The 15819-nt window shown below is 70.4% G+C and carries 16 protein-coding genes and 1 pseudogene; 10 read left to right on the top strand and 7 right to left on the bottom strand.

Annotation, left to right across the window (positions count from 1 at the left end):
• Positions 1-14: 14 nt before the first annotated feature.
• From ABZ880_RS02060 to ABZ880_RS02045, 4 genes are read right to left on the bottom strand one after another with little or no spacing between them, the layout of a single operon-like run.
• On the bottom strand, positions 15-152 hold the full coding sequence (locus tag ABZ880_RS02060) for a hypothetical protein (RefSeq protein ID WP_361255902.1): 138 nt from the start codon (positions 150-152) through the stop codon (positions 15-17).
• Entirely contained in the window at positions 149-538 is a 390-nt protein-coding gene (gene gcvH, locus ABZ880_RS02055; RefSeq protein WP_361255860.1) for a glycine cleavage system protein GcvH, read from the bottom strand. Before gcvH ends, ABZ880_RS02060 begins: the two co-directional genes overlap by 4 nt.
• 47 nt (positions 539-585) lie before the next feature.
• Positions 586-1767 carry an FAD-dependent oxidoreductase gene (locus ABZ880_RS02050; protein WP_361255276.1) on the bottom strand — a complete coding sequence of 394 codons (1182 nt, stop codon included), beginning with the start codon at positions 1765-1767 and terminating at the stop codon, positions 586-588.
• A complete protein-coding gene (locus ABZ880_RS02045; RefSeq protein WP_361255273.1) occupies positions 1764-2087 on the bottom strand; it encodes a bifunctional 3-phenylpropionate/cinnamic acid dioxygenase ferredoxin subunit in 324 nt (107 codons plus the stop codon). Before ABZ880_RS02045 ends, ABZ880_RS02050 begins: the two co-directional genes overlap by 4 nt.
• 207 nt (positions 2088-2294) lie before the next feature.
• On the opposite strand from ABZ880_RS02045, the gene ABZ880_RS02040 reads away from it, so the two are divergent.
• From ABZ880_RS02040 to ABZ880_RS02010, 7 genes and pseudogenes are all read left to right on the top strand, one after another.
• A complete protein-coding gene (locus tag ABZ880_RS02040) occupies positions 2295-3086 on the top strand; it encodes an IclR family transcriptional regulator (RefSeq protein WP_361255270.1) in 792 nt (263 codons plus the stop codon).
• A gap of 47 nt (positions 3087-3133) precedes the next feature.
• The gene (locus ABZ880_RS02035) at positions 3134-3301 is read left to right on the top strand and encodes a hypothetical protein (RefSeq protein WP_361255267.1); all 168 of its coding nucleotides are present in this window, start codon (positions 3134-3136) and stop codon (positions 3299-3301) included.
• 361 nt (positions 3302-3662) lie between these two features.
• On the top strand, positions 3663-4748 hold the full coding sequence (locus ABZ880_RS02030) for an S-(hydroxymethyl)mycothiol dehydrogenase (protein ID WP_361255264.1): 1086 nt from the start codon (positions 3663-3665) through the stop codon (positions 4746-4748).
• Positions 4749-4758: 10 nt separating this feature from the next.
• Positions 4759-5328 (top strand): annotated as a pseudogene (locus ABZ880_RS02025) (FAD-dependent oxidoreductase); the annotation flags it as partial.
• Between the two features lie 59 nt (positions 5329-5387).
• Positions 5388-6521 (top strand): aromatic ring-hydroxylating dioxygenase subunit alpha, encoded by a 1134-nt coding sequence (locus ABZ880_RS02020; protein WP_361255261.1) that lies wholly within the window; start codon positions 5388-5390, stop codon positions 6519-6521.
• A gap of 195 nt (positions 6522-6716) precedes the next feature.
• The gene (locus tag ABZ880_RS02015) at positions 6717-7100 is read left to right on the top strand and encodes a LysE family transporter (RefSeq protein ID WP_361255258.1); all 384 of its coding nucleotides are present in this window, start codon (positions 6717-6719) and stop codon (positions 7098-7100) included.
• 23 nt (positions 7101-7123) lie between these two features.
• On the top strand, positions 7124-7366 hold the full coding sequence (locus ABZ880_RS02010) for a LysE family transporter (RefSeq protein WP_361255255.1): 243 nt from the start codon (positions 7124-7126) through the stop codon (positions 7364-7366).
• 45 nt (positions 7367-7411) lie between these two features.
• Here the strand turns inward: ABZ880_RS02010 and ABZ880_RS02005 are convergent, their stop codons facing one another.
• Together ABZ880_RS02005 and purU are read right to left on the bottom strand one after the other, a co-directional pair.
• Positions 7412-8581, bottom strand: coding sequence for a cysteine desulfurase family protein (locus ABZ880_RS02005; RefSeq protein ID WP_361255252.1), 1170 nt, complete (start codon positions 8579-8581; stop codon positions 7412-7414).
• Between the two features lie 8 nt (positions 8582-8589).
• Positions 8590-9462 carry a formyltetrahydrofolate deformylase gene (purU, locus tag ABZ880_RS02000; RefSeq protein WP_361255249.1) on the bottom strand — a complete coding sequence of 291 codons (873 nt, stop codon included), beginning with the start codon at positions 9460-9462 and terminating at the stop codon, positions 8590-8592.
• A 143-nt stretch (positions 9463-9605) separates the two neighbouring features.
• Between purU and ABZ880_RS01995 the strand changes: the two genes are divergently transcribed.
• Genes ABZ880_RS01995 through ABZ880_RS01985 form a run of 3 tightly spaced genes read left to right on the top strand, consistent with a single transcriptional unit; the run spans position 9606 to position 12378 of the window.
• Positions 9606-9848 carry a hypothetical protein gene (locus ABZ880_RS01995; protein WP_361255246.1) on the top strand — a complete coding sequence of 81 codons (243 nt, stop codon included), beginning with the start codon at positions 9606-9608 and terminating at the stop codon, positions 9846-9848.
• Positions 9845-10750, top strand: coding sequence for a crotonase/enoyl-CoA hydratase family protein (locus ABZ880_RS01990; RefSeq protein WP_361255243.1), 906 nt, complete (start codon positions 9845-9847; stop codon positions 10748-10750). The genes ABZ880_RS01995 and ABZ880_RS01990 overlap by 4 nt, the downstream gene beginning before the upstream one ends.
• On the top strand, positions 10747-12378 hold the full coding sequence (locus ABZ880_RS01985; protein WP_361255240.1) for an AMP-binding protein: 1632 nt from the start codon (positions 10747-10749) through the stop codon (positions 12376-12378). The genes ABZ880_RS01990 and ABZ880_RS01985 overlap by 4 nt, the downstream gene beginning before the upstream one ends.
• A gap of 107 nt (positions 12379-12485) precedes the next feature.
• Here ABZ880_RS01985 and ABZ880_RS01980 read toward each other — a convergent pair whose 3' ends face one another.
• Complete coding sequence (locus ABZ880_RS01980; protein WP_361255237.1) at positions 12486-15815, bottom strand: S8 family peptidase; 3330 nt, start codon at positions 15813-15815, stop codon at positions 12486-12488.
• Between the last annotated feature and the right edge of the window lie 4 nt (positions 15816-15819).

Genomic DNA, 15819 nt, shown 5'->3' with positions numbered 1-15819 from the left:
GGGGGAGTGAGGCTCTAGTTGCCCAGGCCGGGGTACAGCGGGTGCTTGTCGGCCAGGGCCTTGACCCGGGCCTTGAGTGCTTCCGTGTCGTACGACGGCTTGAGGCTTCCGCGATGATCCGGCTCGTGCAGGCGGGTGTTGAGCTGCGTCATCGCGGATTCCCTCGTGTGTGGGCGCAGTGTGCGGCGTACGCATCGGCGGACAGAGCGCCGGCGATGTTCTCGACTCGTAGCCGGAACAGCCAACCCGTGCTGTACGGGGCGGAGTTGACGGCCGTCGGGTCGGCGTCGAGAGCCGTGTTCACCTCCAGGACCTCGCCCGAGGCGGGCGCGTAGAGGTCACTGGCGGCGGTGGGCGACTCGATGCGCCCGCAGGACTCCCCGGCCTCGACCCAGGTGCCGACCTCGGGGAGCCGGAGGTGGACGACATCGCCGAGGGCCTTCGCCGCGAAGGCGGTGATGCCGACCGTGGCGTTGCCCTCGTCGACGGCCAGCCACTCGTGGTCCCAGGTGTATCGGAGGTGCCGGGGAACGCTCATCGCGACCTCCGAACGGCGGCCGCCGAGCGAGTCGGGAGGCGCCGAAGTCATGAGGCCACGGCCGCAGTTGCGGGAGTGAGCGTGCGGCGGAGCCGGTTGAACAGCTTGGGCTGGTTCATGGCGAGCACGGCCACCGGAACGTCGTCCTGGCGATAGATCGCGATGAAGGAGCGGCTGTCGACGTCACCCTCGACGATGTGCGGCCGGGCGCCGGGTTGGACGTGTCCGGCGAGCTGGATGCGCACCCGGTACTGGTCGGACCAGAAGTAGGGCGCCACCGCCGGGGCGGGAGCCGACGTGCCGGACAGCAGTGTGCGGGCCGCGGTCTTGGCCTGCTCGGTGGCGTTCGTCCAGTGCTCGATGCGGGCGTACCGGCCGGTGAAGGGGTTGGGGCAGCGGGCCACGTCACCGACGGCGACCACACCCGGCACGCTGGTCGCGCATCCGGCGTCGCACACCACGCCGTCGTCCACCTGGACGCCGGACCCCGAGAGCCAGTCGGTGTTGGGGCGTACGCCCACCCCGACCACGACGACGTCGGCGGGCAGCACCCGCCCGTCAGCCAGGCGCACCCCGGTGACCCGTCCGTCGCCGGTGAATCCCGCGACGCCGGTTCCGCGCAGCAGGCGTACCCCGTGGTCGTCGTGGAGCGAGGAACACACCAGCCCCATCTCGCGGCCCAGTTGGCGCTGCAGCGGTACGTCGAGCGCCTCGACGACCGTGACGTGCAGGCCGAGCCGGTGGGCGGTGGAGGCGACCTCGGCACCGATGAACCCGGCGCCGATGACGACGACCCGGGGCAGGCCGTCCAGCAGCTCGGCGCGCAGGGCGATGGCGTCGTCGAGGGTGCGCAGGGTGTGGATGCCGGCCAGTCCGTCCGCGCCGGGGATCATGCGAGCACTGGCGCCGGTCGCGACGACGACGCCGTCGGTGCGCAGCTCCTGTCCGCCGGCCAGGGTGACGGTGCGGGTCGTGGCGTCGAGCCGTATCGCCCGCTCGCCCAGCAGCCAGCGCACGTCCAGGTTCTCGTACTCGTCCGCGTCGCCGAGGGCGAGCGCGTCGGCGTCGAGGCCCCCCTTGAGGAAGTCCTTGGACAGCGGCGGGCGGTCGTAGGGGGAGTGGCGTTCCTCGCCCACGACGACGAGCTCGCCGTCGTATCCCTCCGCACGCAGTGCGCGCAGCGTGCTGAGGCCTGCCAGCGAGGCTCCGACGACGGTGATGGTCCTCATACGGGCTCTCCCACGGTGACGTCGAGCTGGATGGTGCCGTCCTGCACGGAAACGCGGTGGGCGCGCACCGGGATCTTGGCCGGCGCGCAGGTCGGACGGCCGGTCCTCAGGTCGAACGAGGCCGCGTGCAGGGGGCACTCGACGAAACAGCCCTCCAGCCAGCCGTCCGCCAGCGAGGCGTCCTGGTGTGTGCAGGTGTCGTCGACGGCGTAGACCTCGCCGTCCTCGGTGCGGAACACCGCGACGGGGGCGGGAACGCCGTCGGTCACGCGGATGGACTCGCCGGGTGGCAGGTCTTCGATCCGGCACACCGTGATCATGGGGAAACCTCCGGGTTGCGGGTGCCCGACAGGGATGGAGCCGTCGGGCGGGTGGTGGGGCCCGCGCGCTGTCTCGACGGCGAAGCTGGAAGAGCGTGTAGCGCATTGTGCAACTAGATTCGTTATGCGCAACATCGTCCCCATCGCTCGGAGAGGTTGTCAAGAGGGGATCCCGCCGAGCGTTCAGATAGTGCACAATGTTGCGCCATGAGCAACGGAATGGACGGCCACGGGCAGGCGGAGTCTCCGGTGCAGTCGGTCGACCGGGCGGTGGCGGTGCTGGAACTCCTGGCCCGTCAGGCGGAGGCGGGCATCACGGAGATCGCCGCCGAGCTCGGGGTGCACAAGTCGACGGCGTCACGGCTGGCCGTGGCCCTCGAGATGCGCGGACTCGTGGAGCAGATGGAGGAGCGGGGCAAGTACCGCCTGGGCCTGGGGCTGGTGCGGCTGGCCGGTGCCGCCGCGGTCCGGCTGGACCTCTCGCAGCAGAGCCGCCCGGTCTGCGAGCGGCTGGCGGCCGAACTCGCGGAGACCATCAACCTGGCGATCCTCGACGGCGACGCCGCCGTCAACGTCGACCAGGTGCTCGGGCCCTCGGTCATCACCACCCACAACTGGGTGGGTCGGCGCACCCCGCTGCACGCCACCTCCAGCGGCAAGGTGCTGCTGGCGCATCTGCCGGAGGTGGCGCTGAACAGCAGGCTCGCGGGCCCCCTGGAGCGGTACACCCCACGGACCGTGACCGACCCCGAGGTCCTGCGGCAGCAGCTGGAGACCGTCCGCGCGGACGGGTACGCCGCCTGCACCGAAGAGCTCGAGACCGCCCTGAACGCCGTGGCCGCACCGGTCTTCGCCTACAACGGCCAGGTGGCCGGCGCGATCAGCGTCTCCGGGCCGTCCTTCCGGCTGGCGGAGCACCTGCTGCCGCAGGCGGGTGCCGCGGTGCGGGCCGCCGCCGCGGAGGTCTCGGCCCGGCTCGGCCATGTCGGCGCGAACTGAGGCACTGTCCGGCCGGGTGGCTTGCATGCAGGCGTCTGTGCACGACCATGCTGATCGGTGCCGGTATCACCGTGGTGGGCCTGCTGGTGTCCGTGGCGTGGGCCGAGGAGACGCGCGGCCGCACGCTCGCGGAGACCAGCGCACTTCCGGGCCGTTCCCGACGGTCCGCAGCGGGCGGGGAGCGCCTGCGCGAGGGTGACCTCGAACGATCCTGACGGCGTCACGGACGCCGAACCCGCACGTCATGCGGACGGCCGGCCCCGGCCAGGGGCCGGCCGTCCGCATGTGTCGGGAGGGGCTGCCCCGCGGAGGAAAGTTTGCGCGGCCGTTCTCTTGACACCGCTCGACCAGCAGGCAGACTAGTGTTGCTCATAGCGAGTCAATGTGCGTAATACGCAACAACAAGGGTTGAGGGTTCGACAACTCGGCCTCGGTCTCCCCGGTCTCGGGGCACACCGGAACTCGTCCAGTTCCTCCTCGCCGGATCTCCCCAGCGGACCGGTCCGGCGTCCCCAGTCATCCAGAACCTCCGGCCGAAGGTCGCACTCGGCCGCCCCCTCAGCGAGGAGTTCGACAGTGACACACGAGGTACGCGCCGTCGTCGCCCGGAAGAAGGGCGCCCCGGTCTCGGTGGAGACGATCCTGGTGCCCGACCCGGGACCGGGTGAGGCGCTGGTGCAGGTGCAGGCCTGCGGTGTCTGTCACACCGACCTGCACTACCGCGAGGGTGGGATCAACGACGAGTTCCCCTTCCTGCTCGGCCATGAGGCGGCCGGCGTGGTCGAGGCGGTCGGCGACGGCGTCACCGAGGTTGCGCCCGGCGACTTCGTCGTCCTCAACTGGCGTGCGGTCTGCGGCAGTTGCCGCGCCTGTCGGCGCGGGCGGCCGTGGTACTGCTTCGCCACCCACAACGCCACCCAGCCCATGACGCTGACCGACGGCACCCAGCTCTCCCCGGCCCTGGGCATCGGGGCGTTCGCGGAGAAGACCCTGGTCGCCGCCGGGCAGTGCACCAAGGTCCAGGCGACCGCCTCCGCCGCCGCGGCGGGCCTGCTCGGCTGCGGTGTGATGGCCGGGTTCGGTGCCGCGGTCAACACCGGAGGCGTCGGGCGCGGCGACTCCATCGCGGTCATCGGCTGTGGCGGCGTGGGCATGGCCGCCATCGCCGGCGCGCAGGTGGCGGGCGCCTCGAAGATCATCGCCGTGGACGTCGACGAGCGGAAGCTGGAGTGGGCCGGGAAGTTCGGCGCCACCGACACCGTCAACTCGGCCAAGGCCGACGCCGTGGCGGCGATCCGCGAGCTCACCGGCGGCTTCGGCGCCGACGTCGTCGTGGACGCGGTGGGCCGCCCGGAGACGTACGAGCAGGCCTTCTACGCCCGCGACCTGGCCGGCACCGTCGTCCTGGTCGGCGTGCCCGCCCCGGAGCGGACGATCGAACTGCCGCTGCTGGACGTCTTCGGCCGCGGCGGGGCACTGAAGTCCTCCTGGTACGGCGACTGCCTGCCCTCCCGGGACTTCCCCGCCCTGATCGACCTCTACCTGCAGGGCCGCTTCGACCTCGACGGCTTCGTCACCGAGAAGATCGCCCTGGACGAGGTGGAGGCGGCCTTCGAGAAGATGCACGACGGCGAGGTCCTGCGCTCGGTGGTGGTCCTGTGACCGCGGCGCCTACACCGCCGACCATCTCGTCATCGCCCCCGGCGCCTGGGCGCCCGGGCTGCTCGCCGACGTCGGGGTGCGGGTGACGGTCGAGCGCCAGGTCATGTACTGGTTCCAACCCGAGGGCGGCACCGGCCCGTTCACCGCGGACCGGCACCCCGTCTACATCTGGGAGGACCCGGACGGCACCCAGATCTACGGCTTCCCGGCCCTCGACGGCGCCGACGGCGGAGCCAAGGTCGCCTTCTTCCGCAAGGGCGTCCCCAGCGACCCGGACCACCTCGACCGGGAGGTGCACCCGGAGGAGATCGCGGCCATGGCCGAATACCTGCGCCCGCGCATCCCCGCCCTGCCCGGCCGCTTCCTCAAGGCCGCCGCCTGCATGTACGCCAACACGCCCGACGAGCACTTCGTCCTCGCCCGGCACCCCGAGCACACGCAGGTGACCGTCGCGTGCGGATTCTCCGGCCACGGCTTCAAGTTCGTGCCGGTGATCGGCGAGATCCTCGCCGACCTGGCCCTCGAGGGCACCACCAGGCACCCCATCGAGCTCTTCAACCCCCGCCGCGTGCGCGTCTGACCGCTCACCGAGCGACCTTTCCAGCGGTACTTCCGAGCGACTTTCCGAGGTGAATGATCATGACCACGACCAGCCTGCCCCCGAGCCTGATCCCCACGCTGTCCGGGGAGCACTACACCGACCCCGAGATCTTCGCCCTGGAACAGGAGCGCATCTTCGAGGCCATGTGGTTCTGTGTGGCCCGCGCCTCGGAGCTGGCCAAGCCCGGCCAGTTCCGCACCTACCAGGTCGGTCGGGAGAGCGTCCTCGTCTCCCGTTCCCGGGACGGCTCCCTCAAGGGGTTCCTCAACATCTGCCGGCACCGCGGCGCCAAGCTGTGCACCGAGGAGTCCGGCGAGGTCAAGCGCGCCTTCCAATGCCCGTACCACGCCTGGACCTACGGCCTGGACGGCAAGCTCGTCGCCGCGCCCAACCTGACGTCGATGCCGGACATCGACCGGGTCCAGTACGGCCTGATCAACGTCCACATCCGCGAGTGGCTCGGTTACGTGTGGGTGTGCCTCGCCGACGCTCCGCCGTCCTTCGAGGAGACCGTCATCGGCGATGTCGTCGCACGGCTGGGCGACACCGAGTCGATCGAGAACTACGGGATCGAAGACCTCCAGGTGGGCCGGCGCATCACCTACGACGTGAAGGCCAACTGGAAGCTCATCATCGAGAACTTCATGGAGTGCTACCACTGCGCCACCATCCACCCCGAACTCACCGAAGTACTGCCGGAGTTCGCGGACGGTTACGCGGCCCAGTACTACGTCGGCCACGGCGCCGAGTTCGGCGACGAGGTCCAGGGCTTCACCGTCGACGGCAGCGAGGGACTCGACCGCATCCCGGGCGTCGCGGACGACCAGGACCGCCGCTACTACGCGATCACCGTGCAGCCCCAGGTGTTCATCAACCTGGTGCCCGACCACGTCATCTTCCACCGCATGTACCCGATGACGCAGGACCGCACGGTCGTGGAATGCGACTGGCTCTACCTCCCGCACGTCGTCGAGAGCGGCAAGGACGTCAGCCGGTCCGTGGAGCTCTTCCACCGCGTCAACCAGCAGGACTTCGACGCCTGCGAGCGCACCCAGCCGGGGATGAGCTCCCGGGCCTACGTCAAGGGCGGCGTCCTCGTCCCGAGCGAGCACCACATCGGCGCCTTCCACACCTGGGTGCAGGAGAGGCTCGGCACGGCCTCCGCCCACTGACCCGGCCCACCCCCCAAACCGCCCGTCCACCTGTCGTCCGGCCTCTTCGGCAGGTGGACGGGCACGTTTCGACAGCCCAGTGACGGCGGCCGGGATCCTCGGTATCCCCGGGTCCCGTCCCCAGGGTCCGCAATTCAGTCCAGATCGTTGCGATGGGCACTGCCCCGGCGCCGGGGCATCGGCTGAGATGGCCCCATGTCAGAACTGATCGGTTTCGTCGCCGCGTCCCTGGCCATCATCGTCGTGCCCGGCCGCGATCTGACCCTGCTGCTGGCCAACACGGCCCGATCGGGGCGGCGTTCGGGCATCGCGACCGCGGCGGGGATCATGCTGGGGCACGCCGTGCCGGCCGCGGCCGCGGTGGCCGGGCTGACGGCTCTCTTGACCGCCTCGGAACTCGCCTACGCAGCTTTGCGCGTGATCGGTGCCCTCTATCTCCTCCACCTCGGCGCCCGAGCCCTGGCCGACTTCGTTCGCCTCCGCCGAAACGGTGCGGGGGACTCCGGCCCACCGTCATGCGCAGCCCGCCGGGCGTGCCCCGGGACGCATCGCGCGCGTATCCCCCCCGGCAGGGCCTGATCAGCAACCTGTTGAATCCCAAAGTGGCGGCCTTCTACCTGTCCCTCTTCCCGCAGTTCGCCCTGCCGGGCCTGACGACAACGGCCGCGCGCACCGTGCTCGCCGGGCTGTTCTGGATCATGACCCTGCTCTGGTTCGTACCGGTGCTGCTGCTCCTGGCCCGCGTCGAGGTTGTGCTGCGCCGTCCCGGCGTCCGGCAGGGACTCGCCGGGGTGTCGGGCGTGAGCCTCGTCGGCCTGGGGACCGCTCTGGCCGTGCGTGGCTGACTCCCTGAAGGACCGGCGCACGACGAGGGACGCCGGGCGGCCACCTCAGGTTCGGCCCGCGGCCCTCGCCCGCTCCACCGCCGGCCCGATCGCCTCCGCGACAGCGTCGATGTCCTCCTTCGTGGAGGTGTGCCCCAGCGAGAAGCGCAGGGTGCCGCGGGCGAGAGCCGGGTCGGTGCCCGTGGCGAGGACGACGTGGCTCGGGCGGGCCACGCCCGCCGTGCAGGCGGAGCCGGTGGAGCACTCGATGCCCTGCGCGTCCAGGAGGAGCAGCAGGGAGTCGCCCTCGCAGCCGGGGAAGGCGAAGTGCGCGTTGCCGGGGAGGCGGCCCGCCGGGTCGGGGTCGCCGCACAGGATGGCGTCGGGCACCGCCGCCCGTACGCGATCGATCAACTCGTCGCGCAGGAGACCGATCTCGTACGCGTGCTCCGCGCGCCGCTCGGCGGCCAGGCGGGCGGCGACCGCGAAGGCGGCGATGGCGGGGACGTCGAGGGTGCCGGCGCGGACGTGCCGTTCCTTGCCGCCGCCGTGCAGGAGCGGCACGGGTGTGTGTGCGCGGCCGAGCAGCAGGGCGCCGACGCCGTGCGGGCCGCCGATCTTGTGCCCGGTCACGGACATCGCGGCGAGTCCGGAGACGGCGAAGTCCAGCTCCAGCTGGCCGAAGGCCTGCACCGCGTCCGCGTGCATCGGGATGCCGAACTCGCCCGAGATCCGCGCGAGTTCACGGATCGGCAGCACCGTACCGATCTCGTTGTTGGCCCACATGACGGTGACCAGTGCGACGTCCGAGGGGTCGCGCGCAATCGCTGCGCGCAGCGCCTCGGGATGCACCCCGCCGTAGGAGTCCACCGGCAGCCACTCGACGTGCGCACCCTCGTGCTCGGCCAGCCAGCCGACGGCGTCGAGCACCGCGTGATGCTCGACGGGGCTGACGAGGATGCGTCTGCGGTGCGGATCGACGGCGCGCCGGGCCCAGTACAGGCCCTTGACGGCGAGGTTGTCGGACTCCGTACCGCCCGCGGTGAAGAGCACTTCGCTGGGCCGTGCGCCGAGCGCGGCCGCGAAGGTTTCCCGGGACTCCTCGACCGTGCGCCGGGCGCGCCGGCCGGCAGCGTGCAGGGAGGCCGCATTGCCGAGGAGGGCAAGCCGCTCGGTCATCGCCCGCACCGCTTCCGGCAGCATCGGCGTGGTGGCGGCGTGGTCGAGGTAGGCCACGGGAGCAGTCAGCGAAAGACGACCGTGCGGTGGCCGTTGACCATCACACGGCTCTCGCTGTGCCACTCCACGGCGCGGGCCAGGACCTGCGCCTCGACGTCCCGGCCGAGGGTGACCAGCTCCTCCGGGTCCTGCGCGTGGTTCACCCGGACCACGTCCTGCTCGATGATCGGGCCCTCGTCCAGGTCCGCGGTCACGTAGTGCGCCGTGGCGCCGACCAGCTTGACCCCGCGCTCGTGGGCCTGCACATAGGGGCGCGCGCCCTTGAAGCTCGGCAGGAACGAGTGGTGGATGTTGATCGCCCGCCCGTCGAGCTGCTTGCACAGGTCGTCCGAGAGGATCTGCATGTAGCGGGCGAGGACCACCAGGTCGACGTTCAGCTCGTCGACCAGCTCCATCAGCCGGGCCTCCGCCTCGGGCTTCGTCTCGCGGGTCACCGGCACGTGGTGGAAGGGGATGCCGTAGCTGCGGGCCAGAGGCTCGAAGTCGCGGTGGTTGGAGACGATCGCCGGGATCTCGATGTTGAGGGCGCCGACGCTCTTGCGGAACAGCAGGTCGTTCAGGCAGTGGCCGAACTTCGACACCATGATCAGGGTGCGGGTGGGCGTCGAGGCGTCGTAGAGCTGCCAGGAGATGTTGAACGCCTCCGCGACCGAGCCGAAGCCGGTGCGCAGCTCCTCCAGGCCGAGGCGCGGATCCGTGACCTGGAAGCGGACCCGCATGAAGAAGTGGTCCTGCAGCCGGTCGTCGAACTGCTTGCTCTCCAGGATGTCGCCGGAGTGCCGCACGAGGAAGCCGCTGACGGCGTGGACGATGCCGGCCCGGTCGGGGCAGGAGAGCGTGAGGACGTACTCGCGACCGGGCTGCGAACGAGGAGACATGACATCCTCCGTTGATTCGTAATACGCAACAGATAGAGTGATACGCAACAACATCTTCCCGGTGGCCACCGCGCCGGTCAAGAGATCCGACTGTCACTGTGCGGACTGTCGGCTGCAGCGCCGTGGTCGGCAACACTGGATCCATGGATGCGCCGTCCGTGACGAGGTGCTCGCCGTCGGCGAGGCGTTCGCCAACTCCCCGGGAATGGTGCAGGCGTTGGACGGCCGCGGCGCTGCAACCGCTCACCGAGAAGGCCGGCAAGCCGTCCGGGGGCGACAGCATCGCGGTCTTCAGCGCGGACGGGATCCGCTGCACCCACCCCGGCCCGAACCGGATCGGCAAGCACCTGATCGCCGACGACCCCTACCGTGAGGAGAGCCGATGACCGATCACGACCGTGCGCCCGCCGTGCTGTACGAGGTGAAGGACCGCATGGCGTATCTGACGCTGAACCGGCCCGACCGGCTCAACGCGATCGACTCCCGGATGCCCGGCGAACTCGCCGCCGCGGTACGGAGGGCGGGCACCGACCCGGACGTACACGTGATCGTGTTGCAGGGAGCGGGGCGGGCCTTCTGCTCGGGGTACGACCTGAAGATCTACGCGGAGGACGGACAGGGCGCCCAGGGCGACGACCGGGGGAGCGGGGTGTGGGACCCGATCCGGGACTTCGCGACCATGAAGCAGTACACCGACGACTACTTCTCGCTGTGGCGGTCCCTGAAGCCCACCATCGCCAAGGTGCACGGCCACGCGGTCGCGGGCGGCAGCGACATCGCCCTGTCCTGCGACGTCGTGATCATGGCGGAGGACGCCCGGATCGGCTACATGCCCGCACGGGTGTGGGGCTGTCCGACCACCGCGATGTGGGTGTACCGGCTGGGCGCCGAGCGAGCCAAGCGCATGCTGCTGACCGGCGACACCATCGACGGCCGTACCGCCGCCGACTGGGGCCTGGTCCTTGAGGCGGTACCGGCCGAGCAACTGGACGCGCAGGTCGAGGAGTTGGCGGACCGGATGGCGGGGGTGCCGGTGAACCAGCTCGCCATGCAGAAACTGATGATCAATCAGGCGTACGACAACATGGGGCTGCACGGCACCCAGATCCTGGCGACGCTGTTCGACGGCATCACCCGGCACTCGCCGGAGGGCCGCTGGTTCCAGGAGTTCGCCGCCACCCACGGCTTCCACGAAGCCGTCAAGTGGCGCGACACCGGCCGCTGGATCCCCGACGGCGGCGGCCCGATCCCCACCGCGGACGACCTCGAGGAGGGCCGACGGCCATGACGCCCACGTTGAAAGAGTCGTACTGGCCCGCCGACACCTCCCGCCCGGTCCTGGAGCTGACGACGGGCGAGGTGCTGCGGCAGGCCGCGGCGGCCGTACCGGACCGCGTGGCACTGGTCGAAGTCGCCCCGCCCGGCGCCTCGTTGACCGGCGCGGACCGCACCGACCGCACCTGGACCTACGCGCAGCTGCTCGCCGACGCCGAACGCGCCGCTTCCTGGCTGGCCGGGCGGTTCGCCCCCGGTGAGCACATCGCCGTATGGGCGCCGAACGTGCCCGAATGGGTCGTGCTCCAGTACGGCGCCGCGCTCGCCGGACTCGTCCTGGTGACCGTCAACCCGGCGCTGCGTGACGCAGAGTTGGAGCATGTGCTGGGGCAGTCGCGATCCGTCGGACTCGTGCTGACCGACGCCTTCCGCGGAACCGACATGGCCGGACAGGCGGAGCGCCTCGCACCGCGCCTGCCCCACCTGCGCGAACGCATCTCCTTCACCGGCTGGCTGGACGAGATCCGCCGCACCCCGCCCGAACCGCTGCCGACGGTCGAACCGGGCGCCGCGGCGCAGATCCAGTACACCTCCGGCACCACCGGAGTGCCGAAGGGTGCCCTGTTGCACCATCGCGGACTCGTCACCAACGCGGACCTGGTGGCCGACCGTGCCCAAGTCGCCGAGGGCGGAACATGGTTGACGGGGCTGCCGCTGTTCCACACCGCCGGCTGCGGGCTGTCCGTACTCGGCACCGCCCTGCGACGGGGCACCCTGGTGCAGCTCCAGCTCTTCGACCCGGGACTCGCCCTGGAAGCCCTGCAGAAATGGCGGGCCACGAGCTTCGCCGGCGTACCGCGCATGCACGCCGCACTCCTGGCCCACCCCGGCTTCGACACATACGACTTGAAGAGCTGCGACATCCTGGTGTCCGGCGGCGACCTGGTACCGCCGGAACTCATCGCGGCGGCCGAGCAGCGCTTCGGCGCCCGGTTCTCCACCGTCTACGGCCAGACCGAACTCAGCCCCGTCATCACCCAGACCAGCCCCGACGACAGCACGCAGGACAAGCAGCACGCGGGTCGTCCGCTGCCACAGGTCGAGGTCAAGATCGTCGAACCGGGCGGCACCCGGATCCTGCCGCCAGGGGAACAGGGCGAGATCTGCGCCCGCGGCCGTCAGGTCATGCTCGGCTACCACGACCTGCCCGAGGCCACCGCCGACACCGTGGACGCGGACGGCTGGCTGCACACCGGGGACCTGGCCACCATGGACGAACGCGGCTACGTCGTCATCACCGGCCGCCTCAAGGACATGATCATCCGCGGTGGGGAGAACATCTACCCCGCCGAGGTCGAGACCGCACTGGCCACCCATCCCCTTGTCCGCGAGGCCGTCGTGCTCGGCATCCCGGATCCCGGCTGGGGCGAACAGGTCGCCGCCGTGATCAGCCCCGCCGACCCCGACCGCCCACCCACCGCCGCCGCCCTCCACGACCACGTGCGCGCCGCCCTGGCCCCGCACAAGACGCCCCGCCACTGGTACCTGTCCGACGACATCCCCGCCAACGCCATGGGCAAGACCCAGAAGTTCATCCTGCGCCGCCGCATCACCGACGGCACCGTGCCCGAACTCGACTGAGGAGCCGGGCAGACATGAGCAGGGCCTGCCGGGAACCATGTCCCCGGCAGGCCCTGGGGCCGACCGGTGTTCAACTCACCCCGGTCGACGCATCACCGACGCCACGCTCATTTGCCGAAGTACGCGTCGTAGATCGAGATCGTCGACGTGTTGTTCTTCTTGTCGACGACCCTGGCGCGCAGGGAGACGGACTTGCCCTTCGCGGGGTTCTTCACGGTGAGCTTGCCGTGCTTGACGGTGACCTTCTTCCAGGTCTTGCCGTGGTCGTAGGACACCCACACCGCGAGGGACTTGAGATTACGGCCCTTGGCCGCGCCCTGGACGGTGACCGGGTAGGTGACCGTCTTGCCGGCCGTGACCTTGCTGTCCAGGCCGGTCCTGGCGTTGAAGCGGACCGTGGAGACCGGCAGGTCGACCGGGAGGTTCGACGGCTTCTTCGAGTGGAAGGTCCACGTCGCGTCGACCCGGCTGGATGCGGTCGACAGCGCGGCGCTGCGCTTGACCGAGGTGGTCAGCCGGTACGCACTGTCCGAGGCCGGGACCTTGAACGGCCTGTCGTTGCCGAGCGGGGCGTTGAAGGCGCCGATCTTCTTGCCGTTGCGGTACAGCGTCGTCGTCGCCGAGGCGTAGTCCGAGTCACCCAGGTGACCCGCGCTGTCGGTGAACAGCGGGAGCACGCCGTAGATCTGGTTGCCGTCGCGGGTGACGCCGCTGGCGGAGGATACGACCGGCCCGAACACCGCCGTGTTGAACCGGTGTTGGTAGGTCCGGCCCGCCTTGAGCTTCAGATAGTCGGCGGCCCAGAGCGACATCTCCGGGACCGGGTTGCCTTCGGTGTCCTTCTTCCCGGAGTACTGGTAGAAGTCGGGCCGCCACTCGGCGCCGTCCACGGCCGAAACGTGGTACGTGCGGGTGCCGGGCAGCGTCTGGGTGACCGTGTCGGCACCGGCGGACATGTAGCCGTAGCCGTCGGGCACGGAGCCGGTGAGGGCGACGGCGCCGGTCTTCCCGGCGACCGAGGCGCCCATGCCGATCTTCACCGTGGCGAAGTCGCTCGCCTTGTAGTGGCGGACGTACGCCTTGATCTGCTTGACCGGAGCGGCGGCCGCGGTGTCGTACTCGGCCGTGCCGCCCTTGGTCCACTGTCCGGACCAGGTCTGGGAGAGGTAGTCGACCGCCGGGCCGACGTGCGCGACGCGGATGTCGGCGAAGGAGTCCACGAGGACGCCGTTGCCGTCCGCCCCGTTCTGACCCGGGTAGTACCGGTACCCCACCCACGCGCCCTTCGGCTTGGCCGCCGGGTCCGGAACCGTGATGTCGGGCGACTTGGCCTTGTTCAGGTCGAGCGTGACCGTCGTGTCCTTGGTGACGTTCAGCAGCGGCTGGATCAGCCAGTCCAGGCCGCCCTTGTACGTCTCGAGGTCCTGCGCGCTCGCCGACTCCAGCATGTACTTGCCCTTGGGCACCCGGACGACGGTGGTGTCGTCGGTCGACTCGGACGACAGCCAGGAAGCCGGTCCAAGGCCGTCGATGGACATCAGGGAGGCGATGTGCTTCGGGCTCTCACCGGTGCGGTTGATGTACTTCAACGTCACGCTGTAGTGCTCGGTCTCCCGTACGACGCCCACAGACGTGCTGACGGTCTGGCCGCCGCCGGTGGCCGTCACGCGGGCCGAGTAGCCGCCGTTGAGGTTGCCGCCCAGCTTGGCGTCGACGGTCACGCCCACGGAGGCCTTGCCGCCCGCCGGGACGGTCACCTTGTCCGCGCCGAGCTTGAAGAAGCCCGCCGGGGCCGCCTTGCCCTTCGGGTCGAAGGCCTTCGTGGCGAGGGTCAGCGTGACGTCCTTCGCAGCGGAGTTGGTGTACGTCAGCTGCTTGGTGACCGGGGTGTCGTCGGTGTGCGGCCACTGCTGGACGGGGAAGTCCAGCGTGGTCGGGTCGGCGACCACGGTCTGTGCGATGGCCTTGTCGACCTGGATCCGGCCCGCACCGCCCTGGAACGCCGTGTAGTCACCTGCCTTGGCGGAGCCGACGAGCGTGGCCTTCAACTGGGCGTAGGTCCAGTCGGGGTGCTCCTGCTTGAGGATGGCCGCAGCGCCCGCCACGTGCGGCGTCGCCATCGACGTACCGGAAATGGTGAGGTAGCCGGCCGGGTTCTCGCCGACCTCCTTGTCGATGACGCTGCCCTCGGCCGCGGCCGCGGTGATCTTGACGCCGGGTGCGGTGACGTCCGGCTTGAGCGTGTTGTCGACGCTCGGGCCTCGGCTGGAGAAGTAGGCGAGCTTGTCGTTGCCGTCGACGGCTCCGACGGTGAGCGCGTCGGCCGCGCTGCCCGGCGAGTCGAGGGTCGAGTCGCCGCCCTCACCCTCGTTGCCGGCGGCGATCGCGAACAGCATGCCCTTCTGCTCGGAGAGCTTGTTCACCTCCGCCTCGAGCGGGTCGATGCCCGGGTTGTCGCCGCCGCCCAGGCTGAGGTTGACGATGTCGGCACCCTGCGCCGCGGCCCACTCCATGCCCGCGAGGATGGAGGAGTCGTCGCCCCCGCCCTCGTCGTCCAGGACCTTGGCGTTGAGGAGCTTGGCGTCGGGCGCGACGCCCTTGTACTTGCCGCCGGACTTGGCGCCTGTGCCCGCGATGATGGACGCGACGTGGGTGCCGTGGCCGAAGTGGTCGATGGTGTCCTTGGCCGTGGTGAAGTTCTTGGACTCGATCACCTGGGGCTTGAGGTCCGGGTGGGTGGTGTCGATGCCGGTGTCCAGGACGGCGACCTTGACGCCCTTGCCGGTGTAGCCCTTCGCCCACGCGGTGGGCGCGCCGATCTGCGGCACTGATTTGTCGAGGCTGGCCTTGCGGACGCCGTCGAGCCAGACGTGGGAGACGCCGGAGGCGAGGGAGTCTCCGTCGGTGACGGCGTCCCACAGCTTGGTCGCGTCCTGCCGGGGCGTCACAAGGGCGTCGGCGTTCAGGGAGGTGAAGGCCGAGTGGAGCGTGCCGGCCTCCCGGACGCCGGACTTCGCGGTGCGCGAGGCGCCGCTGTAGCCGACGATGACCTTCACGCCGTTCTTCTGGTTCCTGCGGTTGGCGGCCTTGTTGAGCTCGGTGATGTCGAACAGGCGCCGGTCGAGCTTGCCGTTCGCGATCAGCCGGATCGCGTCCATCGGCTCGACGAGGGTGTGGCCGCCGACGGTACGGACCTGCAGGGGGATGTGCTCGCGCCCCTTGGCCCGGTTCACGCCGACGACCCGGCCCCTGGGGTCGACGGCGACGCGGTCACCGGTGATGAGAGTGATGGTGTGAGTGGCGCGGCCCGCCTTGGCGGTGCTCTCGGCAAATTTCGCGGGCGTTGACGCGGACGTCGCCTGCGCCAGATCGGTCAGCTCCGCGGCCAACGCCAGGGCGGCCACCGTGGCGGCCGCGGCCGCGCAAGCTCGTTTCACGCGT

The organism is Streptomyces sp. NPDC047043 (assembly GCF_040644055.1).
Classification (GTDB): Bacteria; Actinomycetota; Actinomycetes; order Streptomycetales; family Streptomycetaceae; genus Streptomyces.
The sequence above is the reverse complement of the archived record's forward strand: the minus strand, read 5'-3'. Positions and strand labels throughout refer to the sequence as shown.

What these genes read in the sequence shown, in the direction of transcription:
- ABZ880_RS02060 (WP_361255902.1), bottom strand. Translation starts at nt 152, where the DNA reads ATGACGCAGCTCAACACCCGCCTGCACGAGCCGGATCATCGCGGAAGC.
- gcvH (WP_361255860.1), bottom strand. Translation starts at nt 538, where the DNA reads ATGAGCGTTCCCCGGCACCTCCGATACACCTGGGACCACGAGTGGCTG.
- ABZ880_RS02050 (WP_361255276.1), bottom strand. Translation starts at nt 1,767, where the DNA reads ATGAGGACCATCACCGTCGTCGGAGCCTCGCTGGCAGGCCTCAGCACG.
- ABZ880_RS02045 (WP_361255273.1), bottom strand. Translation starts at nt 2,087, where the DNA reads ATGATCACGGTGTGCCGGATCGAAGACCTGCCACCCGGCGAGTCCATC.
- ABZ880_RS02040 (WP_361255270.1), top strand. Translation starts at nt 2,295, where the DNA reads ATGAGCAACGGAATGGACGGCCACGGGCAGGCGGAGTCTCCGGTGCAG.
- ABZ880_RS02035 (WP_361255267.1), top strand. Translation starts at nt 3,134, where the DNA reads ATGCTGATCGGTGCCGGTATCACCGTGGTGGGCCTGCTGGTGTCCGTG.
- ABZ880_RS02020 (WP_361255261.1), top strand. Translation starts at nt 5,388, where the DNA reads ATGACCACGACCAGCCTGCCCCCGAGCCTGATCCCCACGCTGTCCGGG.
- ABZ880_RS02015 (WP_361255258.1), top strand. Translation starts at nt 6,717, where the DNA reads ATGTCAGAACTGATCGGTTTCGTCGCCGCGTCCCTGGCCATCATCGTC.
- purU (WP_361255249.1), bottom strand. Translation starts at nt 9,462, where the DNA reads ATGTCTCCTCGTTCGCAGCCCGGTCGCGAGTACGTCCTCACGCTCTCC.
- ABZ880_RS01995 (WP_361255246.1), top strand. Translation starts at nt 9,606, where the DNA reads ATGGATGCGCCGTCCGTGACGAGGTGCTCGCCGTCGGCGAGGCGTTCG.
- ABZ880_RS01990 (WP_361255243.1), top strand. Translation starts at nt 9,845, where the DNA reads ATGACCGATCACGACCGTGCGCCCGCCGTGCTGTACGAGGTGAAGGAC.
- ABZ880_RS01985 (WP_361255240.1), top strand. Translation starts at nt 10,747, where the DNA reads ATGACGCCCACGTTGAAAGAGTCGTACTGGCCCGCCGACACCTCCCGC.